This window comes from Embleya sp. NPDC050154, assembly GCF_044460165.1.
Lineage (GTDB): Bacteria > Actinomycetota > Actinomycetes > Streptomycetales > Streptomycetaceae > Embleya.
On sequence record NZ_JBITJP010000028.1, the window covers coordinates 128,959 to 153,071 of the forward strand.

Genomic DNA, 24,113 nt, shown 5'->3' on the forward strand with positions numbered 1-24,113 from the left:
TGTGCCGTCCTGGATCGTCACGAGCATGCCGCATCCGTCGACGCGCCACACGCCGTCCAAGGCGGGCGGTCGAGCCGCGCCGGTGCCGGCGGACGCGGTAGCGCCTGCGGTCGACACCAGCACCGAGGAGGCCGCCGCGACCGCCGAACACGCGCTGCGAAGTCTGGTCATTGTTTCCGTTCCCTTTCATGGGGGCGCGGGGCGTGCCCACCGAACCCGGAACGGAGGTGCACCGGAACGGAGTTCGGCGCCGAAGCGGAACTCGGCACCCGGCCGATCCGCACCCGCGATCTCGCCTCGTCCGCGAACGTGACCACGATCGCGCCCCCATGCGGTCACGCGGCAACCGGGCACCACCAGAGTCGAGGGAGTGCCTGGACCCACGTTCGAGGGTGTGCCAAGGGAATTCGGATCGACCGATGCGACCCCGGCGGGATTAGGCGACGGGATCCTCTGCCACGCAAGTGCCCGAGCCACCGGGGCGGTGCTGCCGCCCGTGGGGACGGAGTCGGCGAGGGCTGCCCGGCGGTCAGTTCGGGAGCAGGGACTCCAGCGGGACCCGGGGGTCGGTCAGGCGGTCCGGGTCGACGGCCGCACCGGAGCGGATGAGGGCCTGGACGGGTTCGACCACGTCCCAGACGTTGACGTTCATGCCGGCCAGGACCCGGCCACCGGACAGCCAGAAGGCGACGAACTCGCGGGCGGCAAGGTCGCCGCGGAAGACGACCCGGTCGTAGCCGTCGGGTTCGGCGTAGCCGGTGTACTCCATGCCCAGGTCGTACTGGTCGGTGAAGAAGTACGGCAGCCGGTCGTAGACCGCGTCCTGGCCGAGCATCGCCCGGGCCGCGGTCTGCGGCTGGTTCAGCGCGTTGGCCCAGTGTTCGACTCGGATGTGCCGCCCCAGCAGCGGATGGCGGGCGTTGGCGACGTCGCCCGCGGCGTAGACGTCGGGGGCGGACGTACGCAGGTGCTCGTCGGTGACGATGCCGTTGTCGACCGCGAGCCCCGCTGCTTCGGCCAGGCCGGTGTTGGGGGTGACGCCGATCCCGACCACGACCGCGTCCGCCTCGATCCGGGTGCCGTCCGTGAGCAGGACACCGTCCACCGCGCCGGCGTCGCCGCTGATCTCGGCGACCTCGACGCCGAGGCGAAGGTCGACTCGGTGATCGCGGTGCAGCTCGGCGAAGACCCGGGCCGCCTCCGGGCCGAGTGCCCGCAGCAGCGGCAAGGCCGCGCTTTCGAGCACCGTCACGTCGGCGCCCGCGGCGCGCGCGGCCGCAGCCGCCTCCAGGCCGATCCAGCCGGCACCGATGACGACGATCGCGGCCCCGGGCCGGAACACGGCCTTGAGCCGGTCGCTGTCCGACAACCTGCGCAGGTACGACACCCCGTCCAGGTCCGCGCCGGGAACCCGCAGCCGGCGCGGCGAGGCACCGGTGGCCAGGAGCAGCGCGGCGTAGTCGAGCCGGCTGCCGTCGCCGAGGGTCAGCCGGTGCGCGGCGGGATCGAGCGCGGTCGCCGTCGTGTCCAGACGCAGGTCCACCCCGTGGTCGGCGTACCACCGCTCCGGATGGACGTACGCCTTCTCGCGCTCCTCCTTCCCGAGCAGGTAGCCCTTGGACAGGGGCGGGCGCTCGTACGGGCGCTCCCGCTCGTCGCCGATCAGCACCAGCGGGCCGTCGAAGCCCTGTTCCCGCAGAGTCTGCGCGGCCTTCGCCCCGCCCAGACCCGCTCCGACGATCACATGGGCACGGTTCGCGGTCATGTTCTCTTCCTCCTTTGTCGGGTTTCCGCACCGGTCCGGTCACCGGGACGGGGGCGGAGGCGGGATCGAACGCACGGCTCCCACGACGGCGACCGACACAGTCCGCGGCACCACGCCGCGAAGGCGGGACCGACACAGCGAGTGGACCTCCCGCCGGGGAAATCCGGGAACCGGCCCCGCCATCCTGACCGCCCCGGGCACCCGCCGACGGGTCCGGATGCCCCCGCCGCCCCCCAACCACCCGAACGGCCCAGCACAGCATCCGCGTGGTGGCGGACGACGACATCGAACCGCTTCCCGGGTAAGTCACCGGCGCCGAAGCTCCGATGGGTTTCGGCCGACGATCCGGTCCGCCGTTCGCGTTCGGGTGTGGACGGGCGCCACTCGAGGCGTGGGGTTGGGCGGCGATGGTCGCCGACGGCGGTGGCACGCCCGGCGGAAGGGTCACCGGGGCACCGGGCGGGCGCCGTCGAGATCGAGCAGGTCGTGGCCGAAACCGCGCGGCGCGCGTGGGTCGGTGCGCGCCGAGGTGAGGACGCGCAGGGCGTCGGTGTGCAGTACACGACGGCCCGCCGCCTTCAGTGCTTCGACCAGCGCGCCGTCCTCGCCCACCGCCATCGCCGCGAATCCGCCGACTTCCAGGTACGCGGCGCCGGAGAACCCCAGGTTCGCCCCGTGCACGTGCCGCTTCCTGTCGGCACGGCGGTCGTACCGGGCCTCGAATGCCTCCCGCACGCCCGGTGGGTGCCCGGACCAGTCGCGCACGCGAACGGTTCCGGCGACGGCGTCCCAGCCGTCGCCGGCCCACGCGATCTGTCGGGTCAACCACCGGGCGGGCACCCGGCTGTCGGCGTCGGTGGTCGCCAGCCACATGTCCCGTACGTCGCACCTGTCGCCCAACATCGCCGCGAATCCCGCGGCGCGTGCGACCCCGGCCGCCCCGGCGTCGGTTTCCACCACGTGCGCACCGAACGCGCGGGCGACGTCCGCCGTACGATCACGGCAACGGTCCGCGGTGACCACCGTGGTGACGGGTACGCCCGAGGCGGCGGCGCGCGCGTTGGCGCGAGCGAGCGCCCGCAGGCAGCCCGGGAGTTCGTCCTCCTCGTCGCGTGCGGGCACCACCACGAGCACGCGCCGTACCCGAGGCGGGCGACTGCCGTGGACCCTCAACGCAGTCCCTCGACCGCGGCCGGGGACACGTGCGCGGCGGAGACCGTACCGGGCCGGTCCCGGGTGTCGATCAGCACATCGAGAAGGAAGTCGGGCTCACGGTGTTCGACCACGCGTACCAGGTCGGGCAGCGCCCGCACGGCGGCATGCACGTGCTCGGCCGAGTCCACGTGTCCGGGCGCGGGCGGGCGCCAGTGCACCGCGACCACGGTTCCGCCCGGGGCCAGGGACGCGCGGGCCCGGGCCAGGACCAGGTCCCGTTCCGAAGGTTCGAAGTAGTACAGGAACTCGGACAGCACGATCAGATCGAATCCGCCGGGGCGGTCCGGCCATTCCCGGGGCAGGACGAGGCATTCCACCCGGACGTGCGGGAGGTCGGCCGTGCGCGTGCGGGCCTGCGTGACGGCGACCTCGGAGAGATCGCAGGCCAGCAGCCGATCACAACGGTCGGCGAGCAGCCGGGTGAGCACACCGACCGAGCACGCCGGTTCGAACGCGTCGCGGTATCGCGTTCTCGGCAGCGACGCAACCGTGAGCGCGTACTTGCGCCGGTCGTAGGCGCGGTCCGCGAGGCTCCACGGGTCCGCGGCGGCGGCGTACATCGCGTCGAACGCCTTCCTCGGCAATGCCTCGCTCATCGGAACACCACCTCGTAGGGGCGGACGAAGTGCTCGATCTCCTCGGGCGGCAGGATCACCCGATCGTCACGGCCCGGGGCGTGGGGGCGCAGTTGCGTCTCGAAGCACCCGACGGCATCACGTTTGCGCCGTCGCCGTTCGGGGGTCAGGTCCACCCGGACCGCGCGATCCCAGGGGACCCGCGGGTCGTCGGGGCGGGCCCAGTGCCACATCCACACCGGGTACTGGACATGGGCCACGTCGGCGGACGCGCACGCGAGCGCCGCGGCCCGCCCCGCCGCCTCGTGATCGCCGTGGACGTCTCCCGACCACGGGGCGGCGCAGATTCCGAAGCCGGCCACGAGCGCGACGAGGGTGTCCGCGGCCTTCGCCTCGTGCTCGGCGACCCCGGTGTCCGGCAGCCGCAGGCGCACGATCTCGGCGGCCGAGGTCCCCGCCGGCCCGAGCAGGCCCAGGGCTCGTTCCGTCTCCCGGATTCGGCGCGCGCGCAGGAGCGGCGGCGGGATCGGCCCGCCCGGGTGGGACTTCTCGCCGTCGGTGAGCAGCACCACGCGTACGCGCGAACCCGTGTCGAGATGGGCGGCGATCAGGCCGCCGGCGCCCAGGATCTCGTCGTCGGGGTGCGCGGCGACGACCACGAGGCCACCGGCGCGGAACGGACCGGCCATCTCCGAGGGGGCCACGCGGGGCAGGTCGGTCAATGCGCGCCAGGCACGCCACACCCGCTCGGGCGTGCCGGGGGCCTGGATGGGATCTGCGGGCGCGCGCTCGCCGGTCACGAGGTCGCCCCCGGGAGCCGGCCGTCCGCCTCGGTCGACACCGCGGCGGCCCGCAGGGCCCCCAGGCGTGCCAGGTCTCGTTCGGCGTGGTGTTGGCGGATGTACACCGTCAGGTCGGCGACCGCGCGAGCGTGTCGGGCGTCGTGACCCAGCGGCCCGGCGCCCAGTGCCCGCCCGACCCGCTCCAGGACCTCCGCACTGGTGCGCTCGACGACGGCGCGGACCCGCAACGCCCGGACCTGTGCGGCGCCCGACCGGTCCAGGGGATCGGCGTCGATGTCCGCGGCGGCCTGCGCCAGCAGCGTCCGGCCGACGGTCAGGGCGAGGTCGACGCCGCCGAGGTGGGCCAGCCCGTGCTCGTCGAGCCGACCCCTGCCCGCCGCCTCGACGAGTGGTCGGCTCACCGCGCGGGCGCCGCCGAGCCAGCACGCCGCCACGCCGACTCCGCCGTGATGAAAGCCCGGACGGTCGAGGTAGGCGCCCACGTCGCCCACGGGTTCGGCCGGGACCGCGTCCAGTTCGACGTCCAGGGTCTCGCTCGCGGCCATGCCGATCGCCGGCCACGAGTCGGGCAGAACGCGATATCCGGGGGCGCCGACGTCGATGGTGAACAGGCGCGGGCCGTCCGGGGCGTCGGCGGTCACGAGCGCGTGCGTGCACATCAGGGCGCCCGAACACCAGCGTCGGGTCCCGTGCACCCGCCACCGGCCCCGGTCGAGCCGTTCGGCGGTGAGTTTGCTGCCGGGCGGCTCGGCCGCCCACACCCCCCAGCGTGCCCCCGGGGCCGCGACCGCGACGCCGTCGCCGACCTCGGCGATGATCGCGAGAGCATCGGCATGACCCTCCGCCAGCCGCCCCAGGGCGAGGTCCCGTTCGGCCGTGGCGGTGAGCGTCTCCCACCGCTTTCGGGTCGCCCCTTCCCCGGGCGCGTCGAGGCCGGTCGGATACCGGCGGGCGAAGTCGACGAACCAATCCCGCACGTCCTCCCGGTGGAGCCGAGCGATAGTCTCCGCCGACGCCCCGACCTCGAGATCCCGCTCCCGGAGACCGCGCGTATCGGCGCTGATCTTGTCGATACTCATCCCACACCGCTACCCCTCACGCCCATCTGCACGCTCTGTCACACGAGAGCGGCAAGGGCCGAGCCGCCGGGCGGGTGACGAAGTGGTCGCTCCACGGTCTTCGGCACGGTGTGGTGCCGGGTGCCGCTCGGGGGGACCCGCGTCGACGGCGGGGTGGGTGCCGGTCCGCCGCAGGTCCCGACGGCTGGACCTACACCCCTTCGTCGCCGGGCGCCGCCTCGTCGTCCCGGGCGGCGTGGCTGCCGGACAGGACGCCGAGAGCGCCGACGCACCGGGCGGCGACCGGGCTCGGCGCCGCCGAAGTTCGATTCGTTCGGCGACGCCGGGTCGGGCGGGCTCCGGGCGGGCGCATACGGGTCATTGCGGACCCATGACACGCACGACGGACACGATTCGCGCGTCCTCGTCCGCGTGATAGGTGGCGATACAACCGCCCAGGCGCACCTGACGGTAGTCGCGCTCCCCGAGTGCGATCGATTCCCTGCCGAACGGATCGCCGGCGAGGCGAGCGAGTTCGGTGTCGAAGCGCCGGCGGGGTTCGGACGCGAGATCGTGGACGTCGGCCTGGGCGTCCTTCGCGTATCGCACTCGGAAACTCATCGCCGGGCCTCCTCGTCGGGGTCGTGCAATCCGACGAAGCCCGAGTCGTCGCCGGCTCGCAGGGCTGCGATCAGTGTGTCGTCCTCGGCGATCGCCTCCGGGGGCAGACTCCACCGTGCCGCCACCAGGGGCACATCGACCAGGAGCGCCGACCCGACGCAACGGTCGAAGCCCGCCCGCCGAGCCTCGGGCAGGGCAGCGCGAATATCGTCGAGCGTCGCGGGCAGATCGGTCGACCGTCCGCGGATCCGCGTACGCCACACGGCGCCTGGCTCCGCTTCCATATCCGCTCCTTTCATGGGCATCGAACCGCCGACCGGTCCGGATGTGTTCGTGCCGGGACCGTGATCCGAGACACCGAACGGATGAACATCCGCACGCTCCGGCGCCAGGACTCCGCCTCCTCGAGAACGGTCCGGTTCGCCACGGTCATACCCGGGGCCACCACGACCTCGGCACCACCGGCTTGGTCGTCGATGTGCCGATCCGAGTTGCTTCCGAGTCGGTGGCCGATACCCGGTTCGATCCGGTCACGCACCTCGCCGAGCCGGATGCACGCATGCCTCGTGCGACCGGCTCGATCGAGGCCCCCGCGCCGTTCCGCACGGCAGCCCTGCGCTGCGCCGTCCCGAGGCTCCGGATGCAGGGCGGAGAGGCTGGTTACGCGGGCCGGTCGGAGCGTTGGGCCGGACATCACCGTCTCTGTCGGTGGGAATCTCTACACTCTGCGTGATGACAAGCAATCCAGCCCTTTCCGCTCCCTGGCAGGCTGTCGTGGATCGGCTCCACCCCGATCACGCGGTCTCAACACCGCCCGTCAGAACCGGCGTTCGCCGAACCGTGGGGGTTCTTCGATGAGCGGCGCGGAAGACGTCGCGGGGGCCGCGGTACGGGTCCCGCACTCGCGGACGGGTACGCGGGGTGTGTTGAACATCGTCGGCGCGCACCTGTACGTGCAGGACTCCCAGGGCCGGATCCTGCTCGGGCTGCGGCATCCCGATTCCCTCTACGCGCCCTCGACCCATCACTTCCTAGCCGGTCACTGCGAACAGGAGTCCGCCGTCGCGTGCCTGGTGCGCGAGGCCCGGGAGGAGGCCGGGCTGGTGATCGACTCCGAAGACGTCGAGTTCGCACATGCCGTCCACCTCATGGATCCGCCGGGGACTCGGCCACGAATGCAACTGATCTTCCGGGCGCGCCGGTGGAAGGGGACGCCGACCGTCCTCGAACCGGACAAGTGCGTCGGCTGGGGGTGGTGGCACCCCCACAACTTGCCCGAACCGACCGTTCCCTACGCACGTGTCGCGATCGAAGCCATCCAGGCGGGCCGCCTCTACACCGAGATCGGCTGGACCTGATCCGAACACGGCCCCATCCGTCTCGCACGAACTCCTGCGCGTCGAGCGGGATCAGCGGGCCCCTCGGCGGTCCGCGCTCCGGTCGTCGGTACTTCGCGCCGGTGCCCACGACCGTCACAGCGGCCAACGGCGATCGGCGAGCACCGGGAACTCCGCCCGCACCGTGTCGACCACTGCGGGGTCGACGTCGCAGAAGGTCACGCCCTCCGCGGTGCCGGCCTCCGCGAGCACCTTGCCCCAGGGGTCGACGACCCGGCTGTGGCCGCCGAGTTCGACGCCGCCGTCCTGCGTGCCGACCGCGTTGCACGCGATCACGAGTACCTGCTCCTCCACGGCGCGGCAGGTGGTGAACAGCCGCCAGTGCTCGCGTCGGGCGGCCGGCCATGCGGCCGGTACGATCACCGACTTCGCGCCGCGATCGATCAACCCCCGCCACAGTTCGGGGAATCGCAGGTCGTAGCAGGTGGTCGCGCCGATCGGGCCGAGCCCGGTGTCGGCGACCTCCAACGTGTCGCCCGGGGTGAGGAGTTCGGCCTCGCGGGAGGCGTAGCCGAAGACGTGCACCTTGCGGTACGTGTGGGCGATCTCCCCGCCCGGGTCGATCAACACGGCGGTGTTGAACAGGCGTCCCCGGTCGTCGCGCTCGACGATGCTGCCGAGGTGCACGTGGGCGCCGAGCCGCCGGGCCCAGCCGCGGGCCGCCGTCACGGTGGGACCGGCCAGGGTCTCGGCCCGCTCGGTGTAGGCGTCGAAGGCGAAGTATCCGGCCGCCCACAACTCCGGCAGCACGACCAGGTCCGCTCCCCGCGCCCGGGTGAGCATCCCGTCGACCCGCTCCCGCCGCTGCTGCGGGGACTCCTCCGGCGGACTGGCAATCTGCAGCAGAGCGATTCTCATGAGCCCTCCTCCCGAGCGGCGAGCCCCGTCCAGTCCGCCATGTCCGGCACGCTCAGGGCAGCCAGCGTGCTCGACAGGTGGGCCGCGACGGCCTGCCCCGCCCGCTCCGCGTCGCCGTCGCGCACCGCGGCAACGATCGCTCCGTGTTCGTCGAGCACGGCCCGGGCCCGGCTCTCGGCACGGACCACCGCGCGCAGCCCCATCCGGATCTGCCGGTCCCGCAACGATTCGTAGAACTCGGCCAGTACGGGGTTGCCGGCCGCCCGCACGATCGTGCGATGGAACACCCGGTCGCAGTCGATGAAGGCGACCGGATCGGCGAGCAGGCCGGCCTGCTCCGCCACCAGGCGCTCCAGCTCGACGGCGAACTCCGCCCCCCGAGCGGCGACCCGCCGGATGGTCCAGTCCTCGACCATCTCCCGGGCCTGCATCACGGCGCGGACCTCGGCGTCCGAGATCGGCGGCACGTAGGCGCCCTTCTTCGGCACGATCCGGACGAAACCCTCCGCCTCGAGCCGGAGCAGTGCCTCCCGCACGGGGGTACGCGAGGTCCCCGCCGCCTGCGCGACCTCCGACTCGGTCAGGAACGTGCCGTCGTGCCGCGGCATCTGTGCGATGTGCCGCTTCAGCCAGCGGTAGGTCAGGTCCTGCGCGGAGCCGCGTTGCGGGCCCGTAGCTCGTACACCACTCATGAGCAACATGTATACAAGTGGGGTATCAGCCGTGCAAGCGGCGTTCGACGGCGCGTGTCCTCGCGCCGCTCCCCACGGACGAGGGACAACGGATAACGGATGCGCAGTCGCCGGAAGCCGTGCGGCCGGTGTGCTCCACGGCCCGGGCGAACCCATCGGGCTGCCCGTATCGCGCAATCCGGTTCGCTGCCCCGAACGGCTGCGGTGTGCCGTCCGGTTCGCCGTCCGGCCTCGGATATCATCGCTGTTCGAGGCCGGAAACGACTCCGGAAGATCATCGTTTCGGTCCCGGAGGGAACCCGATGCCCACCTCGCGCCACGAGGACCTGCGCGCCGCGATCACAAGCGCCCGGGAGGCCTTGGCCGCCCATCCCGACGCCGCCACGTCCCCGGCCCTGGCAGCCCTGATCACGGCCGCCGAGCCGTTCGCCAACTTCGCCCCGGCCGTGCCACCCCCGACCAAACGCCCGTAAACCGAACAGGGCTGGGGCTCGGCCACCTCCCTGGCCGTGCCCGGCGCGGGCACGCTCGGGCTCCAGGGCACCGAGGGCAAGCCGACGATGATGGACCACCTCGGCGGTGCGCGCGGATTCGGCGATGGTCCGGGGTCAGGGTCGGCGCAGCTCGGCTCGCAGGGTGCGGATGGGGCGTCCGCGCCAGGGGCAGCTCATCGGAGCACCGGACCCCGAACAACACGCCGCGGTGGCGCGGGCGGATCAGCCCACGGTTTCCGGGAGTTGGAACCGATGCGGCAGGTAGTCACCGAGGAACCACGTGACAGCGTGCATTCCGTGCACTCCACATCGGACGCAGGCGCCGCGCCCGACGCCACACGCCGACGAACGCGACCGGGATCCGTGGCCGTTCTCCGAGCCGTCCACGGATCCCGGTCCGCGCTACGGCGGCTACCTCGCGCGTGCCGTGGGCGACGCGGGGTCGGGGAGATGCTCGTGGGCGATCAGCCGCCCCATGGCCCGCAGCAGCGGGGCGGCGGCGGCGATGGAGCGTTCCGGGTCGGGTTCGAGGCCGGCCAGGGTGTAGCCGGCCCGGAATCCGGCCGCGGCGAGCTGATCGCGGGTCAGGCTCAGGCGTCCGCATACGGCGATCACGGGGACGCCGTGGAGGCCGGCGCGGCGGGCAACGCCCAACGGGGCCTTGCCATGGAGGGTTTGCCGGTCCAAGGAGTCCTCCCCGGTCACCACCAGGGTGGCCGCGCGCAACTCCCGGTCGATCCCCACCGCGTCGAGGACGACGTCGACGCCGGGTCGGCACCGCGCGCCCAGGCCGACCAGCGCGCCGAAGCCGCTGCCGCCGGCGGCCCCGGCGCCCGGCAGGACCGCCAGGCGTACGACCCCCGGACCCACGGTCCGCGTCAGGACCTCGAGCAAGCGCCCGAGTCCGGCCTCCAGGACGCCGATGTCCTCGGGCCCGGCGCCCTTCTGCGGTCCGTACATCGCCGCGGCCCCGCCGGGTCCCGACAAAGGCGCGTCGACATCGGTGGCGAGGACGAATTCGGTGGCCGCCAGCCGCGGATCGAGGCCGGACAGGTCGACGTCGGCGAGGTCGCGCAGGGCCGCGCCGCCGTCGGGTATCACTCGCCCGCCGGCATCGGTGAACCGGGCCCCCAGCGCGCCGAGCAGTCCCGCTCCCCCGTCGGTGCAGGCACTGCCGCCCAGCCCCAGCACGACGGTGCGCGCACCGGTGTCCAGCGCCTTGCGCACGACCTCGCCGGCGCCCCTGCTGCTCGCGGTGAGCGGCGCGGGGACGTGGCCGGGCAGCAGCCCCAGTCCGGAACTCTGGGCGAGTTCCACCACGGCCGTGCTGCCACGCTGCGCATAGCAGGCGCGTACGGCCCGGCCGGTGGGGCCGCCGACGGTGACCACGCGGCGCCGGAAGCCGCAATGGACCAGGGCGTCCACGGTGCCCTCGCCACCGTTGGCAACGGGCAGGCCGCTCACCGACAGGCCGGGGCGGGCACGGCGCAGTCCGGCCGCGAGATGCCGGACCACCTCCGCCGCGCCGAGCGAGCCCTTGAACTTGTCCGGCACGAGCAGGACGTGCGGCGCCGGCATCGCGCGCGGCCCAGGACCCGGGTCGGCGCCGGCACCCCGGGCCGGGTCGCGTGGTTGCGGGGCGAACGCGCCCCGGGTCATCCGAGACCCTGTCCGGACGGCGGTTCGACCGGGCCCCGGGACCAGGGCGCACCGCGCAGGGCGGCTCGGACGAGGTCCGTCATCCGCTGCTGGTCGTGGATCTCCTGCCCGCGACTGCTGGTCTCGTGGCCGCCGCTGAACCAGTCGATGCACACGTCTGCGCCCGTGTCTTGCAGGGCCTTCGCGTAGGCGTACGCCTGCTTGGGCGGAGTACGCGTGTCGTGGGTGGCCTGCATGATCCAGACGGGCGCGCGCACCGCGTCGACGTACGTGATCGGCGAGGAGTGCCGGAAGCGATCCGGGTCGAGGTCGGGGGCCGCTCCGAAGAAGGCCTTCCAGGCCGCGCGCAGAGCCGGGTTCATGTCGTCGTAGGCGGTCACCCAGTCGGCCATCGGGACGAACGCCATGGCCCCCGCGAACAGTTCGGACAACCGGCCCACGGCCAGCAGGGACAGGAAGCCTCCGTAGGAGGCACCGGTGACGAAGATCCGTCCGGCGTCGGCCACACCGTCGGCGATCAGTCGCCGAACCGCCGACTCGATGTCCTCCAGTTCCCGGTCGCCGATGGAGCCGATGAAGCCTTCGCGGAACCGGCGGCCGAAGGTGACCGAGCCTCGGTAGTTCAACGACGCGTACGCCACGCCCGAGGCGACCCAGGCCTGTGCCTGCGGGTTGTAGGAGTCGACGGAGACCAGGTTCGGGCCGCCGTGCAGGTTGAGCACCAGCGGAAGCGGCCCGTCGGCGTCCGGGGGTCGGCATGCCCACAGTTGCAGGGGGTGCCGTCGGTGGAGTGCACGGTGTGCGAGCCGGCGCGGACGCCCGGCACCAGGGGGGGTAGGCGCGTCGGCCGGGAGTATCTCCCCCGTCCGGCGGTCGACGTGCAGCACGGTCAACGGCTCGTCGAAGCGCTGGCGTCACCCGATCGCACGCGCCCGAACGAAGGTTTGCCTCGGCCCGGCGGCAACGGTCCGGCGCATCCCCCACCCGCGCACCCCCCGCGGAAACCCTCCCCCGAACCGGCGGGGCGACAAGGGTTTTCCCTGATTCGCGCTCCGGGGTCGGATGATTACCCTTTGATAGCGGTCCCCTCGACCTCCGGTGCCGCGGTGCCGAGCACGTCCCCCGTACCGAATCGCCTCCGGCGCGCGCCATCGCGCGCCGTGCGATCCGCCCGAGCGGCCTGTCGTCGGCCTCCCACCGACGGCGTCCGTCGACACACGACGCAATCCCTCCGGCATCGGAGCGCTCCGATGCCGCCACGAGGAGGTACACGTGTGAAACGCAAACGCCTGTCCGTCCTGACGGCTGCCTTCACCGTCGCTCTCGCGATGGTCGCGGTCAACCCCGACCCCGCCGTCGGCGAGAAGGCACCGTCGTCCGCGGATGCCACGACGTCGGCCGAGTACAGCGTCGTCGGCGTGCGAACCACCCAACAGCGCAGCGCCATCGCGGCGACGGGCGCCGCCGTCAACGGTGTCGAGGACAGCCGCCTGTCGATCACCGCGACCCCGGAGGAGGTCCGGCGGATCAGGGCGCTCGGCTTCACCGTGAACGCGGAGGCCCCGCCCGCCCCCGGCGGCCGGATCAACCGGGACTTCCCGCCCGCGGACTCCGGCTACCACAACTACGCGGAGATGGTCACCGAGATCGACAAGGCGGTCGCCAACCACCCGACGCTGATCACGAAGCAGGTCATCGGGCGCTCCTACGAGGGTCGCGACCTGTACGTGCTGAAGATCTCGGACAACGTGACGGTCGACGAGGCGGAACCGGAGGTGTTGTTCACCCACCACCAACACGCCCGGGAGCACCTGACCGTCGAAATGGCGCTCTACCTGATCAAGTTGCTCGGTGACGGCTATGCCGGCGACCCGCGGATCAAGGCGCTGGTGGACAGCCGCGAGATCTGGATCATGCCCGATGTCAACCCGGACGGAGGCGAGTTCGACATCGCCACCGGTTCGTACCGAAGCTGGCGCAAGAACCGGCAGCCCAACTCCGGTTCCAGCAACGTCGGTACCGACCTCAACCGCAACTGGAACTACAAGTGGGGCTGTTGCGGCGGATCCTCGGGCAGCACGGGCAGTGAGACCTATCGCGGACCCAGGGCCGAATCCGCGCCCGAGGTCAAGGCCGTGACCGACTGGGTGAAGAGCCGCGTCGTCGGCGGAAAGCAGCAGGTGACCGCGGCGATCGACTTCCACACCTACAGCGAACTGGTGTTGTGGCCCTTCGGTTGGACGTACGACGAGGTCGTGCCCGGCATGACCGCCGACGAGTACAACACGTTCGCCACCATCGGCCGGGCCATGGCGGCGACCAACCGCTACACCCCCGAGCAGTCGTCCGACCTCTACATCACGGACGGCTCGATCGACGACTGGCTGTGGGGCGATCAACGCATCTACGCCTACACGTTCGAGATGTATCCCGCGTCGGGCAACGGTGGCTTCTATCCGCCCGACGAGGTCATCGATCGCGAGACGTCCCGGAACAAGGCCGCCGTCCTGCATCTGCTCGACTACGCGGACTGTCCCCCACGCGCCATCGGCAAGACCTGCGGCGGGGAGCCGCCCGGCACCACGTTCGAGAACACCAACGACGTGGCCATCCCCGACAACGGCGCGGCCGTCTTCAGCGACATCGCCGTCACCGGTGTACCGGGCAACGCGCCCGCCGGACTCAAGGTCGGCGTCGACATCAAGCACACCTGGCGCGGTGATCTGACCATCGACCTCGTCGCACCGGACAACTCCGTCTACCGACTCAAGAACTCCAGTGCCAACGACTCGGCGGACAACGTCATCACCACCTACACCGTCGACGTCTCCGGCGAAGTCGCCAACGGCACCTGGCGGTTGAAGGTGCAGGACGTCGCCTCCGCCGACACCGGCAAGATCGACTCCTGGAAGGTCACCTTCTGAGCGGGTGCCTCGGCGGTTTCCCGTTCGCACGGCCTCGGCCCGGCCCGATTCCCCATCGGGTCGGGCCGGACCGCGTGCGGGGCGGCGATCTCCCACCGACCCGGCGCGGCACGCACGGCCCGAACGGCCCACACCCATCCACGGGGTTGATGCCGGACATGCCCGATGGCTAGGGTTCAGTCCGGAATTCCCCCTCTGCCGGGAGAGACGATGGCCGACCAGGTCGCCGGCTCCGCCGAAACCCTCGACCCGCCGTCGGCTCCCTTGGTGGGTCGGGCCGCACTGCTCGCCTCCGTCGAGTCGCGGATCGCCGCCGGTGGCAGCGTGGTGCTGACCGGATCGAGCGGCATCGGCAAGACCACCGTGATCGGCGCCGTGTGCGGATCGGCCACGGCCCGCGGCGAGAACGTCCTGCGCACGAGTGGCACCGAGATCGGTCGGCGGGTCCCCTATTCCGGGCTGGCCGCTCTGCTGCATCGTGTTCCGCCCGAACTGCCGGCCGCGCTGGCACCGGCGCAACGCTCCGTCGTGGGCGACCTGCTCGCGGGCGAACACACCCGGATGTGCCCCGAGGCGTTCCCCCGGGTCCGCCCGCCGTGGGAGGGCCGGTTGTCCGGAGCCCGATTCCACGACCTGTGCGGGCAGGCCTGGCAGGAGCTGCTCGAACGTTCCTCCGCGCTCTTCCCGACCCTGGTGGTGGTCGACGACGCGCACTGGCTCGACGCGGCCTCGGCCGACGTCCTCACACACGCACTGCACCACCTGGCCGGCACCGACGTGCGGGCGCTGGTCGCCGGCGGGTGGCCCGAGCGGGGTACGGCCGCGGACGGCGAGGACCTGCCCTGGCTGACCGCGCCGATCGCGGTCGAGGTGGCCGTACCGCCGCTGCCGGCGGAAGACCTGGTCGAACTCTTCGACCGGCACGGCGTACCCGCACGTGTCGCGAACAAGTTGCACGCGGATTCCGGCGGCAACCCGTATCTGGCCCTGGCCCTGGCGGGCGGACCCGCGGATCGGGCCCCACGCCACGGCCGACCGGCGCCGTTGCCGCATCGGGTGCGCGCGTTGATCGGCGAGCGCGTCGCGCGCCTGTCCGCACAGACCCGCGAGACGTTGCTCGTCGCGGCGCTGACCACCCGCCCGACCCTCGAACTGCTGCTGCGCGCGGGCCGCGCGGACGCCGAGTACGACATCCGGGTCGCCGCCGCCACCGGGCTCGTGGTCGGCGAGGGAGGGCAGATCAGGTTCACGCCGCCGGCCGTGGCCGGCGTGCTCGCCGAGTCCGCGCGTGCCGACCATCGCGCGAGGCTGCACTCGGCCCTGGCCACGGTGGTCACCGACGCCGCCGCGCGCGTCCGGCATCGGGCACTCGTCTGCGCGGACCCGAACGCGGAGCTCGCCCGGGAGTTGGAGAGCACCGCCGCCCAGGCCCGCCGGCGCGGGTCCCGCCGGCTCGCCGCCGAGCTGTATCTGCTGGCCGCGGAGCGCACCCCCGCCGAGTTCGACGGCCGGCGACTGGATCGGCTGGTCGCCGCGGCGGAGGTGGGTGCCACCGCCGGGTTGTCGGAGGTCGTGCACCGGGCGGCGGACGCGGTGCTGGCCGCCGACGCGCCGGCCGCGCAGCGCGTGCGCGTGCGCATGGCGTTGATCGATCTCGCCGGCCAAGGGCTGTCGGACATGGACGAGTTGTTCGCCGCGGCCCTGCTCGACGCGGGCGAGGATCCGGCCCTGACCGGGCCGTTGCGGCTGCGCCGCTCGTGGGCGGCGATGGTGGCGGGCGATCACGAACGCAGCGCCCACCACGCCGACTCGGCGATCGCCTTGGCCCGTACGGCCGGCGACCGGGCCACCGAGTCGATGGCGTTGGCCGTGACGGCGATGACCGCGCGGGCCACCGGACGCGCCGACCACCGGCTGCACATGGACCGCGCGCTGGCGCTGCCGGAACCCGAACTCGACGGCCGGTTGCACATGACGCCGCGCTTCGTGGCCGCGCGATTCGCGGTCTTCGACGACCGGCTCGACGACGCCCGGCACGACCTGCTCGCCATGCTCGCCCGGACCGAGGGCGGCACCGGCGAGGAGATCGTCGCCGTCCTGCGCTCATTGTCCGACGTGTCCGCGCGCCTGGGCCGGTGCGCGGACGCGCTGCACTTCGCGGACCGGGCGATACGGATCGCCGAGGATTCCGGTCTGAGCCCGGGACCGGGTTGGTACAACGGCGCGATCGCCGAACTCGCCGGTGGCAGCGTGGCGCGGGCCGGGGCGTACGCGCAACGCGGTGTGCGTGCCTCGGAGCAGGAGGGCGACTCGATCTTCCTGGAGCGCCATCTGCACGTCCTGGGACAGGCGCGGTTGCGCGCCGGCGACCTGTGCGGCGGCATCGCGGCGCTGCGGCGGATCGCCGACCCGACGCGGGACCGGCGGGTGTCCCCGCCGTCGATGTTGCGCTGGCACGGGGATCTGGCCTCCGCGCTGGCACTCGGGGGCCGGCTCGACGAATCGGAGCAGGTGATCCGGTCGGCCCGACAGGCACTGGACCCCGCCGACCGCGGGCGGGGCACGAGTGCGCACCTCGACCGGGCGGAGGCGGTGCTGTGCGCCGCTCGGGGCGACGTGGGGCGCGCCGTGGAGTTGCTCGACCACGCCACGCAGGTCTTCGAGGTCCTGCACCAGCCGCTGGAGGCGGGCCACTGCCTGTTGGTCCGGGGCCGGATCGAGCGCAGCCGCCGCCGGCACGCCGCCGCGCGCACCGCCGGGGCGCAGGCGTTGGCGCTGTTCACCCGGTACGACGCACGGCCGTGGATGGAGCAGGCACGTCGTACGCTCGCCGGGCCGCCGGCAGCGGGTGGGCCGCCGACCGGCCCGCCGCGCTCCGATGCCGCCGCGGCGTTCGCGACGCTGACCGCGACCGAGGAGCGGGTGGCGCGGCTGGTCGCGCAGGGGGCGAGCAATCGAGAGGCGGCGGCGGCCCTGTTCCTCAGCGTGAAGACGGTCGAGGCGTCACTGACCCGCATCTACCGCAAGTTCGCCGTGCGTTCGCGCACGCAACTCGGCTCGCACCTGCACGACGCGTTGGGCCTGCCGGAGCCTCCCCGCTGACCGGCCGTTCCATGCCCCGAGCGGCGTCTCGTCCCTCCCGTCGTGCCGATCCTGCCCCGTTTGCCCCGCTCCTCGGGAAGGTGAACCATGGAGAGGGATCGCCATGCGACCATCGCACGCACTTGGAGGCGGACGATGTCGGGTCCTTTTCAACAGTTTCCGCTCGACGGGGGCTCGACCGCGGATCTGTATCTGCTCCGCTACGACAAGGACGGCGGACTGCGCAGCCCGGTCGCCGAGCAGGAGATCAAGGATCGGCTCGCCGGGGTCGGCGACGTCTTCCTGTTCTCCCACGGGTGGAACAACATCTTCGCGCAGGCCCTCGATCGTTATCGCAGTTTCATCAGCGGGTTCATCGCCCAGCGGCAACAGTTCGGGGTTCCGGTTCCACCGGACTACAGGCCGTTGCTGATCGGCGTCATCTGGCCCTCGACGAGTTTCGTCATGCCGTGGGAGGCGGGCCCGAACATCGCGGCCGATCCGGATCCCGACGGGGCACAGGCGCGCCAGGTGGAGGAGATGCTCGGTCTGGTCACCGAGTCCCTGGACGCCGCGGCGGACCCGGAGTTCGTCGAGTTGGTGGACGGGCGCTCGACGATCGACTCCGATGCCGCGCTGCGTGCGGCGGAGATCGTGCTCGACGCGCTGCGGGCCGGCCCCGATCCGGACGATGGTTGGCCGCCGCCCACGGCGAAGGAATTGCTCACCGTCTGGGCGGCGTTGGACGGCGCCGAGTCCGCGGCACCGCCCGTCGATCCGGACGACTTCGGCGTCGCGGGCGGTGCGTCGCCGGGTCTGCTCGTCGCCGGTGGCGGGGGTTTCGATCCCCGCAGTCTGTTGCGCACGGCCACCGTGTGGAAGATGAAGGCTCGCGCGGGTGAGGTGGGGAACAACGGGGTGGGTCCGCTCGTGGCGCACATCCTGCGCGAGAGCGGGGTCCGGCTGCATCTGGTCGGCCACTCCTTCGGCGCGAAGGTGTTGTTGTCCGCGCTCGCGTCCGCCGCCCCGAACCGTCCCGCCCGGTCGATGTTGTTGTTGCAGGCCGCCGTCAACCGCTGGTGCTTCGCGGCGGACGTCGCCGGCACCGGACGCCCCGGCGGCTACCACGCGGTCCCGGAATCGGTGGAAAGGCCGTTGCTCACCACGTTCTCCGCGTTCGACGACCCGCTGACCAAGTTCTTCCATCTCGCGATGCGCGGAAGTCAACTGGGCGAACCGGGCGTCGCAGCAATCGGCGATCCCGAACTGTACGGTGCGCTGGGCGGGTTCGGCCCGGGCGGGGTGGAGGGGATCTCCGCCCGTCGCCCGGCGGCCGTCCCCGGTGCGGAACGCTACGACCTCGGCGGCGGGTTGCGCGTGATCGCCGTGGACGGCGGGGTCGAGATCGACGGGAAGCCGGCCATCACCGGGCACGGCGAGGTGAGCAACCCGGCCACGTGGTGGGCCATGCACGCGCTCGTGCGACCCGACTGAAGTGCGGTACGGGCACGCCGTGCCCCGACGCGCCCACGACCCCGACCGTGGCCGGGCGACGGCACGACGGCCGGGAACACACGCGGCCCGCGTCGAAGGGAGCGATGATGGCCGAGGCTCTCATCGAGCGATGGCGTCTGGCGGTGCTGCGGGTACGGCTCGACCTGGCGCGGTCCTCGCCGATCGCGGCGGCCGAGCTGGTCGGATATCCCGCCGACGGCGCCACGACCTATTGGCGCGCCGACTTCGACTACGGCGCATTCGGGCTCTCCGAGGGCACCGGGCCGCCGACGCGCCTGGTGGTGCCCCCCGACCTGGTCGAGGCCGTCACACACTGCCTGGACGCGGACCTCGGGGCGGATACCGCACTGTGGTTGCGGCTGGTGCCCCCGTACGGCCACCTGGGCGCCGTACCGTGGGAGGCCGCCCTCGTACCGGCCACCGGTCGTCCGCTCGTGCGCGTTCCCGATCAACTGCCGCCGGGATCCGACCCTGGTCGGGTGTGGACCGTGGCCGTCGCCGTGTCCGTGGCACCAAACGCGCCCTGGGTCGCCGGCTATCTCTCGTCGTTCGTCTCGTCCCTGCGCTCCGCCGTCGCGAGTGACGTGGATGTGCACGTGTTCACCGACCCGGGCGCCGAACAGGCGTTGCGTAGGCTGCTGCACGAGGGTCCGGACGAACCGCGGGTCCATCTGCACGACTCCCGGAACGCCGTGTGGCTCGATCGCTCGGGGCAACACGACCCACACGCCGGCGGCGACGTACTCCCCGCGCCGGGGCCGGTGTTGTGGGGGGACTGGATCACCGCGGGGCTCGACGGCCGCGCGGTGCGGGCGCTGCACATCGTCACGGACGGCGCCTTCGACGGTGATCGCCCCGTGCTGTCGGTGAGCGCCGATCCCGCCGTGCCCACCGCGCGATCCGGTCGCGCGTACGTGAGCGCGGACCGCGTGCGGCGCCTCGCCGACCGCGTCGGCGCGTCCGTGTTGTCCTTCGGCTCTCCCCCGGGCAATCCCTGCGACGCGGCCACCCGGATCATCGCCGACCACGTCGGTCTGCGGCGTGCGGGGCCGACTCTCTACAGCGCGTTGCCGCTGGATCCGGCCGGATACGCCTTGGCCCAGGCACACGCGTTCGTCGCCGGCGCCCCGGGATCGGTGCCGATACCGCGCGACCCCTCGCTGTTCGCGTACCTCCAGCCGGAGTTCGTCCAGGCCGCGCTCCAGGACCCCTGGCCCGATCCGGACCGGCCCGGCCAGACCTGGCTCAGCGGGCGGGCACCCATCGGGGATTCCGCGACCAGCGGGGCGATCCTGCCGAACGCGCTCGGCGTGGCCGGGGGCGACGCGATCACCGCGCGCTACGCGGACGCCGATTCGGTGCCGATGTGGGTTGCCGCGTCCACGCGTTACATCGAGAACCAGGTGGCCGCGCTGGTCCGTACGGCGGGCGTGCCGGGTGAGACGCCGGCCGCGAAGCAGGCCTACGACCTCGGGGTCGGGCAGGCCATCGCCGAACTGCGCGCCCTCGTCGACCGGCGGATGCGGGAGTCGTGATGCGTACCGTCCTGGGCTTCGAACCGTTCGGCGACAGCACCGTGCTCAAGTTGCGGGAGGCGCCCGCGGACATCCCGGGGCTGGGCACCAATGAACTCACCGACGTCACCGACCCGGGCGGCCCGATCGCCTCGCGCGGCGCGGCCCTGCTGGAGCGGCTCCTGCGCCATCCGGTGGTGAGTCGAGGGCTGGACGTCGCCCTGGCGCAGAAGCCGGCCGCCGGACCGGGGCCGCTGTACCTGCATCTGGTCTCCAACCAGGCCGATCAACTGCCCTGGGAGCAACTGCTGTCCGCGCCACAGGGTTTCATCGCCCTCGACGCCCGCTGGCCGATCGCCCGCATCGCCGCCATCCGCAGCCCCGTCGATCGCCGCACGTTCGCTCCACCGCTGACCATCGTCGCCGTGTTGTCCGCGGCGCTGCGCAGTGGCGTGCCCCAGCTCCAGGCACTGCTGGCCGCCACCGCGCTGCCCGACGCCCGGGCGCTCGACACCCACCTGCACGTGATCAGCGCCGAAAAGGCCGTGCTGGATGCCGTCACGGCGACCGGACGACCCGAGGTCACCGCCGAGGCGATGCCCGGATCCGCCCCGGAGCTGGCCAGGCGGATCACCGCGGCCCGGCCGCACATCGTGCACCTGTTGTGTCACGGCGGGGCCTCCGCCGGTGTGCGCACGCTGGCCTTCGCGCACACCGCCGACGTCGACGCCGGCGAACCGGTCGGCTCCGTGCAGTTGAAGCTGCCGGACCTGGTGGTCGCGTTGTTGCCGTGCTCGCCGTGGCTGGTCGTACTCGGGGCCTGCCAGACGGCACAGACCTCGGACACGCTCTCCCTCGCCCACGAGCTGGTCTCGCACGGATTGCCCGCCGTCGCGGGCATGCGCAGGCTGATCGACCTCAACGACACCGACCGGTTCTGCGCCGCGCTGTACCCGGAGGTGATCGCCACTGTCCGGACCGCTGTGAAGGATGCCGGGGAGCACGAGATCGACTGGGCCGCGACCTTGACCGCGCCGCGCCAGGCGATGGCGCAGGCCGATCCGACCCTGACCGACTCGTGGTCGGATCCGGTGCTCTACGTGCAGGACAATCCGCTGCGGATCGTCTCGAGTTCCGCGCTCGGTGTGTCCGACACGGCGAACCTGCAGGGGCAGCTCGACACGTTCGAGCGGTTCCGCGCGACGCTCGACCCGACCACCGCCGACCCGGGCCTGGTCGAGCGGGTCGACGCGCTGATCGCCGGACTGCGGGCCCGATTGGCCGGTGGTGATCCGTGACTCTGCCATCCGACATCCAGCTCAACGCCTGGACCGGGGACGAGGTGGCGCGAGCCACAACGGGTGAGGACGCGGCAAGCTGGGGTGCCAAAACGCGCGGCATCCCGCGTTCGCAGGCCGTGCTCCCGTTCGGCCCGCCGGTCGATCCGCGCGACTGGCGCTCGGCCGACGTCGGCTACGGGATCCTGCTCCCGGACAGCACCGATCCGAATCTGTCCGATGCCGCGAAAGCGGCCGGCGAGGACGCCGCGGCACCGATCCGCGAACTGCTGGCGGCCCGGCCGGACACCGTGGTGTTGCGCTGGAGCCCGGACCTGCCCGGCCACCTCCTGCGCCGCTACTTCGCGCACGACCGGCCGCAGGAACCGGCCATCGGGTTGTCCGAGTTCGGCACCGGCCGGGGCCGGCTCCCGAGGTACGTGGCGATCGTCGGCGGCCCCGAGGTGATCCCCTGGTCCGTGCAGTACACCCTGGGCACCCGGCACCTGGTCGGGCGCATCCCCCTGTCCGGGGAGCCGTTGGCCCACTACGCGCACGCCCTGCTCACGGACTGGAACGAGGCACCGGCCCGCACGGATCGGGCGCTGGCCTGGACGGTCGACCACGGTCCCACCGACATCACGGCGTTGATGCGCGCGGTGATCGCGTCGCCGCTGGCCGATCGGCTCACGCCGCCCCCGCTCGCGCAGTTCCGCAATCTCACGGCGGCCGAGGCCACCGGCGCGGCGCTGCCGGCCGCCCTGGCCGAGATCCGCCCCGGACTGCTCGCGACCTCCAGCCACGGTCGGACCGGACCGCTGGGCAACCCCGCCGAGATGCGCGCCACGCTCGGGCTGCCGGTCGACGGCACGCACACCACGGTGCCGCTGGACACGCTGTGCGACGCCGTGCCCGGTGGCTGCGTCTGGTACGCCCAGGCGTGCTGTTCGGCCGGCGCGGCGGGCGAGAGCTTCTACGCCGGCCTGCTTCCGGTCGGCAGTTCCGCCTTCGGCACGGTCGAGGCCGTCGCGGGCCTGGGCACGATGGTGGCACCCGCGGCTTTGCGACTGCTCGGTCGGCAGGACCCGGTGCGGGCCGTGCTCGGGCATGTCGAACCGACCTTCAGTTGGACGCTGCAGGTCGAGGACACCGGCCAGGGGCTCGGCGGGCGCTTGGTCTCCGCGCTGTCCACGCACCTGTACGCGGGCGAGCCGCTGGGCTTGGCGCTGGCCGAATACCGGGCCGACGTCGGCGAGTTGCACACCCGCTGGGCCCGACTGCGGGAGGCGTTGGCGGGCGGCGACACGTCGGTCCGCGAGACGTTGACCAGGCTGCGCGTCTCGGCCCTGGACCGCCAGAGCCTGGTGCTGTTGGGCGATCCCACCGTGGCCCTGCCCGCGTTGACCCACCAACCGTGACCCGACCTCCTCGACGGGCGCGGCGACCACCGGCCTCGATGTGCCGTGCGGCTCGACCGATCGGCGCCGCGCGGAGGGGTGCACGATCGGGTGCGGGTCGCCGTCGCCCGGTGTGTCGCGCCCGGTTCCGGTGTGCCCCACCGCCACGATGGCCGGGTCCGCCCGGCGCGGTCCGGGCCCGGTGGGAAGGGATGCCCATGCCATTGCGGAACTACGGAGTGCCGGCCGCGCGGGCGGTGGCGCGCGTACGCGAAGGCGCCACCGACACGCCGCACTACCAGATTCATCTGACCGACGACGCGGCACCGCATACCGTGCGGCGATCAACGTGCTGTCCACGCAAGCGCCGTCCGAGCTGCTCCGGTCAGCACACGCGAAGGGGCGACGCAGCGCGCGTCGCCCCTTCGACGCGTGCTCCGGGTCCGCCGTACCGGTTGCCGCGTCGCGCGCCCATGCGATGGCCTGTTCGTTGGCACCCTGGGATTCCGGAGCCGAGGCGCACTCGTGCCCGTCAAAGGCCGGCTGATTCCACGCCGACGATGCCCGAAATCCCGCGCGCCGCGCACGGGTTCCGCGTGGGGCGCCGGAGCCGGCGCCGATTTGACAGAACTAGCCGGATGTCGCCGACGGCTTCACCGCCTCCCCTTGCCCGTGTGAGTGTTTCGCTCGCTCGGGCACGCAGCCTGCCTGCACGGTCACCCGCGTCACTCACAAGGCGGACGCGGCGCGGACCGGCGACGTGGTCGAGTCTCCCCCACCCAAGGAGTCTCGATGAACCGCAGAACGACCACGGCCGGGACCGTCCTGGCCATGCTCGCCGGCCTGGCCATCGGCACCGCCGGCCCGTCCTCGGCCGGAGCCGACCCCTCCCCTCCCCCCGCCGGCTCCCAGGCACTCGCGGTATCCGCCGCCGACCGGGCGGCCGCCGGCGGCCTGGACGCCCTCGCCAAGGGCCCGGACGAGCAGTACGAACGCCAATTCGTCACGCCGTGGGTCAACGACCTGTACTCCGTCGCGTACCAGCGCACCTACCGCGGCCTGCCGGTCGTCGGCGGGGACGCGGTCGTGCTGGCCGACGGCCAGGGCCGGGTCCGCTCGACCCAGTCCGCCACCGGAACACGGGTCGCGGTCACCACCCAGCCGACCGTGACGGCCGGCGCCGCCGAGAGCACGTCCAAGGCGCAACTCCCGGTCGTGGACAAGGTCGACTCGCACCGCCTGGTGGTCCGGGTCAAGGACGACAAGAG

General features: G+C 72.7%; 19 protein-coding genes and 1 pseudogene. 9 read left to right on the top strand and 11 right to left on the bottom strand.

Annotation, left to right across the window (positions count from 1 at the left end):
- Positions 1-529 precede the first annotated feature (529 nt).
- The 7 genes from ACIBSV_RS41210 to ACIBSV_RS41240 form a co-directional block, all read right to left on the bottom strand.
- Positions 530-1,765, bottom strand: coding sequence for an NAD(P)/FAD-dependent oxidoreductase (locus tag ACIBSV_RS41210; RefSeq protein WP_395872520.1), 1,236 nt, complete (start codon positions 1,763-1,765; stop codon positions 530-532).
- Between the two features lie 444 nt (positions 1,766-2,209).
- Positions 2,210-2,899 (bottom strand): glycosyltransferase, encoded by a 690-nt coding sequence (locus ACIBSV_RS41215; RefSeq protein ID WP_395872522.1) that lies wholly within the window; start codon positions 2,897-2,899, stop codon positions 2,210-2,212.
- 35 nt (positions 2,900-2,934) lie between these two features.
- Complete coding sequence (locus tag ACIBSV_RS41220) at positions 2,935-3,576, bottom strand: class I SAM-dependent methyltransferase (protein WP_395872524.1); 642 nt, start codon at positions 3,574-3,576, stop codon at positions 2,935-2,937.
- On the bottom strand, positions 3,573-4,355 hold the full coding sequence (locus tag ACIBSV_RS41225) for a PIG-L deacetylase family protein (protein WP_395872526.1): 783 nt from the start codon (positions 4,353-4,355) through the stop codon (positions 3,573-3,575). The genes ACIBSV_RS41220 and ACIBSV_RS41225 overlap by 4 nt, the downstream gene beginning before the upstream one ends.
- Positions 4,352-5,437, bottom strand: coding sequence for an acyl-CoA dehydrogenase (locus tag ACIBSV_RS41230; RefSeq protein ID WP_395872528.1), 1,086 nt, complete (start codon positions 5,435-5,437; stop codon positions 4,352-4,354). Before ACIBSV_RS41230 ends, ACIBSV_RS41225 begins: the two co-directional genes overlap by 4 nt.
- Positions 5,438-5,794: 357 nt before the next feature.
- Entirely contained in the window at positions 5,795-6,037 is a 243-nt protein-coding gene (locus tag ACIBSV_RS41235) for a type II toxin-antitoxin system RelE/ParE family toxin (protein WP_395872530.1), read from the bottom strand.
- Positions 6,034-6,321 (bottom strand): hypothetical protein, encoded by a 288-nt coding sequence (locus ACIBSV_RS41240; protein ID WP_395872532.1) that lies wholly within the window; start codon positions 6,319-6,321, stop codon positions 6,034-6,036. Before ACIBSV_RS41240 ends, ACIBSV_RS41235 begins: the two co-directional genes overlap by 4 nt.
- A 570-nt stretch (positions 6,322-6,891) precedes the next feature.
- On the opposite strand from ACIBSV_RS41240, the gene ACIBSV_RS41245 reads away from it, so the two are divergent.
- Entirely contained in the window at positions 6,892-7,395 is a 504-nt protein-coding gene (locus tag ACIBSV_RS41245; protein WP_395872534.1) for an NUDIX domain-containing protein, read from the top strand.
- Between the two features lie 114 nt (positions 7,396-7,509).
- On the opposite strand, the gene ACIBSV_RS41250 is transcribed toward ACIBSV_RS41245, so the two are convergent.
- Both ACIBSV_RS41250 and ACIBSV_RS41255 read right to left on the bottom strand, forming a co-directional pair.
- A complete protein-coding gene (locus tag ACIBSV_RS41250; protein WP_395872536.1) occupies positions 7,510-8,292 on the bottom strand; it encodes a carbon-nitrogen family hydrolase in 783 nt (260 codons plus the stop codon).
- Positions 8,289-8,984: a GntR family transcriptional regulator gene (locus ACIBSV_RS41255; protein ID WP_395872538.1), complete on the bottom strand. Its 696-nt coding sequence runs from the start codon at positions 8,982-8,984 to the stop codon at positions 8,289-8,291. The genes ACIBSV_RS41250 and ACIBSV_RS41255 overlap by 4 nt, the downstream gene beginning before the upstream one ends.
- A gap of 302 nt (positions 8,985-9,286) precedes the next feature.
- Here ACIBSV_RS41255 and ACIBSV_RS41260 point away from each other — a divergent pair, with 302 nt between their 5' ends.
- Positions 9,287-9,457, top strand: a complete 171-nt coding sequence (locus ACIBSV_RS41260) for a hypothetical protein (RefSeq protein ID WP_395872540.1) — start codon at positions 9,287-9,289, stop codon at positions 9,455-9,457.
- Positions 9,458-9,889: 432 nt separating this feature from the next.
- Here ACIBSV_RS41260 and ACIBSV_RS41265 read toward each other — a convergent pair whose 3' ends face one another.
- Both ACIBSV_RS41265 and ACIBSV_RS41270 read right to left on the bottom strand, forming a co-directional pair.
- Positions 9,890-11,056 (bottom strand): glycerate kinase, encoded by a 1,167-nt coding sequence (locus tag ACIBSV_RS41265; protein ID WP_395872563.1) that lies wholly within the window; start codon positions 11,054-11,056, stop codon positions 9,890-9,892.
- Positions 11,057-11,133: 77 nt separating this feature from the next.
- On the bottom strand, positions 11,134-12,024 hold the full coding sequence (locus ACIBSV_RS41270; RefSeq protein ID WP_395872542.1) for an alpha/beta hydrolase family protein: 891 nt from the start codon (positions 12,022-12,024) through the stop codon (positions 11,134-11,136).
- 387 nt (positions 12,025-12,411) lie between these two features.
- Between ACIBSV_RS41270 and ACIBSV_RS41275 the strand changes: the two genes are divergently transcribed.
- From ACIBSV_RS41275 to ACIBSV_RS41305, 7 genes and pseudogenes are all read left to right on the top strand, one after another.
- The gene (locus ACIBSV_RS41275; RefSeq protein ID WP_395872543.1) at positions 12,412-14,061 is read left to right on the top strand and encodes a M14 family metallopeptidase; all 1,650 of its coding nucleotides are present in this window, start codon (positions 12,412-12,414) and stop codon (positions 14,059-14,061) included.
- Between the two features lie 210 nt (positions 14,062-14,271).
- A complete protein-coding gene (locus ACIBSV_RS41280; RefSeq protein WP_395872545.1) occupies positions 14,272-17,163 on the top strand; it encodes an AAA family ATPase in 2,892 nt (963 codons plus the stop codon).
- Positions 17,164-17,298: 135 nt separating this feature from the next.
- Complete coding sequence (locus tag ACIBSV_RS41285) at positions 17,299-18,636, top strand: hypothetical protein (RefSeq protein WP_395872547.1); 1,338 nt, start codon at positions 17,299-17,301, stop codon at positions 18,634-18,636.
- Positions 18,637-18,743: 107 nt separating this feature from the next.
- The gene (locus ACIBSV_RS41290; RefSeq protein ID WP_395872549.1) at positions 18,744-20,192 is read left to right on the top strand and encodes a hypothetical protein; all 1,449 of its coding nucleotides are present in this window, start codon (positions 18,744-18,746) and stop codon (positions 20,190-20,192) included.
- The gene (locus ACIBSV_RS41295) at positions 20,192-21,469 is read left to right on the top strand and encodes a CHAT domain-containing protein (protein WP_395872551.1); all 1,278 of its coding nucleotides are present in this window, start codon (positions 20,192-20,194) and stop codon (positions 21,467-21,469) included. The genes ACIBSV_RS41290 and ACIBSV_RS41295 overlap by 1 nt, the downstream gene beginning before the upstream one ends.
- Positions 21,466-22,866, top strand: a complete 1,401-nt coding sequence (locus ACIBSV_RS41300) for a hypothetical protein (RefSeq protein ID WP_395872553.1) — start codon at positions 21,466-21,468, stop codon at positions 22,864-22,866. The genes ACIBSV_RS41295 and ACIBSV_RS41300 overlap by 4 nt, the downstream gene beginning before the upstream one ends.
- Positions 22,867-23,637: 771 nt before the next feature.
- Positions 23,638-24,113: pseudogene (locus ACIBSV_RS41305) on the top strand (peptidase M28); the annotation flags it as partial.

Excerpts from the sequence above, each read along its gene's own strand:
- ACIBSV_RS41245 (WP_395872534.1), top strand. The coding sequence starts at position 6,892 with ATGAGCGGCGCGGAAGACGTCGCGGGGGCCGCGGTACGGGTCCCGCAC.
- ACIBSV_RS41220 (WP_395872524.1), bottom strand. The coding sequence starts at position 3,576 with ATGAGCGAGGCATTGCCGAGGAAGGCGTTCGACGCGATGTACGCCGCC.
- ACIBSV_RS41250 (WP_395872536.1), bottom strand. The coding sequence starts at position 8,292 with ATGAGAATCGCTCTGCTGCAGATTGCCAGTCCGCCGGAGGAGTCCCCG.
- ACIBSV_RS41280 (WP_395872545.1), top strand. The coding sequence starts at position 14,272 with ATGGCCGACCAGGTCGCCGGCTCCGCCGAAACCCTCGACCCGCCGTCG.
- ACIBSV_RS41210 (WP_395872520.1), bottom strand. The coding sequence starts at position 1,765 with ATGACCGCGAACCGTGCCCATGTGATCGTCGGAGCGGGTCTGGGCGGG.
- ACIBSV_RS41260 (WP_395872540.1), top strand. The coding sequence starts at position 9,287 with ATGCCCACCTCGCGCCACGAGGACCTGCGCGCCGCGATCACAAGCGCC.
- ACIBSV_RS41295 (WP_395872551.1), top strand. The coding sequence starts at position 20,192 with ATGCGTACCGTCCTGGGCTTCGAACCGTTCGGCGACAGCACCGTGCTC.
- ACIBSV_RS41285 (WP_395872547.1), top strand. The coding sequence starts at position 17,299 with ATGTCGGGTCCTTTTCAACAGTTTCCGCTCGACGGGGGCTCGACCGCG.
- ACIBSV_RS41235 (WP_395872530.1), bottom strand. The coding sequence starts at position 6,037 with ATGAGTTTCCGAGTGCGATACGCGAAGGACGCCCAGGCCGACGTCCAC.
- ACIBSV_RS41290 (WP_395872549.1), top strand. The coding sequence starts at position 18,744 with ATGGCCGAGGCTCTCATCGAGCGATGGCGTCTGGCGGTGCTGCGGGTA.
- ACIBSV_RS41240 (WP_395872532.1), bottom strand. The coding sequence starts at position 6,321 with ATGGAAGCGGAGCCAGGCGCCGTGTGGCGTACGCGGATCCGCGGACGG.
- ACIBSV_RS41255 (WP_395872538.1), bottom strand. The coding sequence starts at position 8,984 with ATGAGTGGTGTACGAGCTACGGGCCCGCAACGCGGCTCCGCGCAGGAC.
- ACIBSV_RS41230 (WP_395872528.1), bottom strand. The coding sequence starts at position 5,437 with ATGAGTATCGACAAGATCAGCGCCGATACGCGCGGTCTCCGGGAGCGG.
- ACIBSV_RS41265 (WP_395872563.1), bottom strand. The coding sequence starts at position 11,056 with ATGCCGGCGCCGCACGTCCTGCTCGTGCCGGACAAGTTCAAGGGCTCG.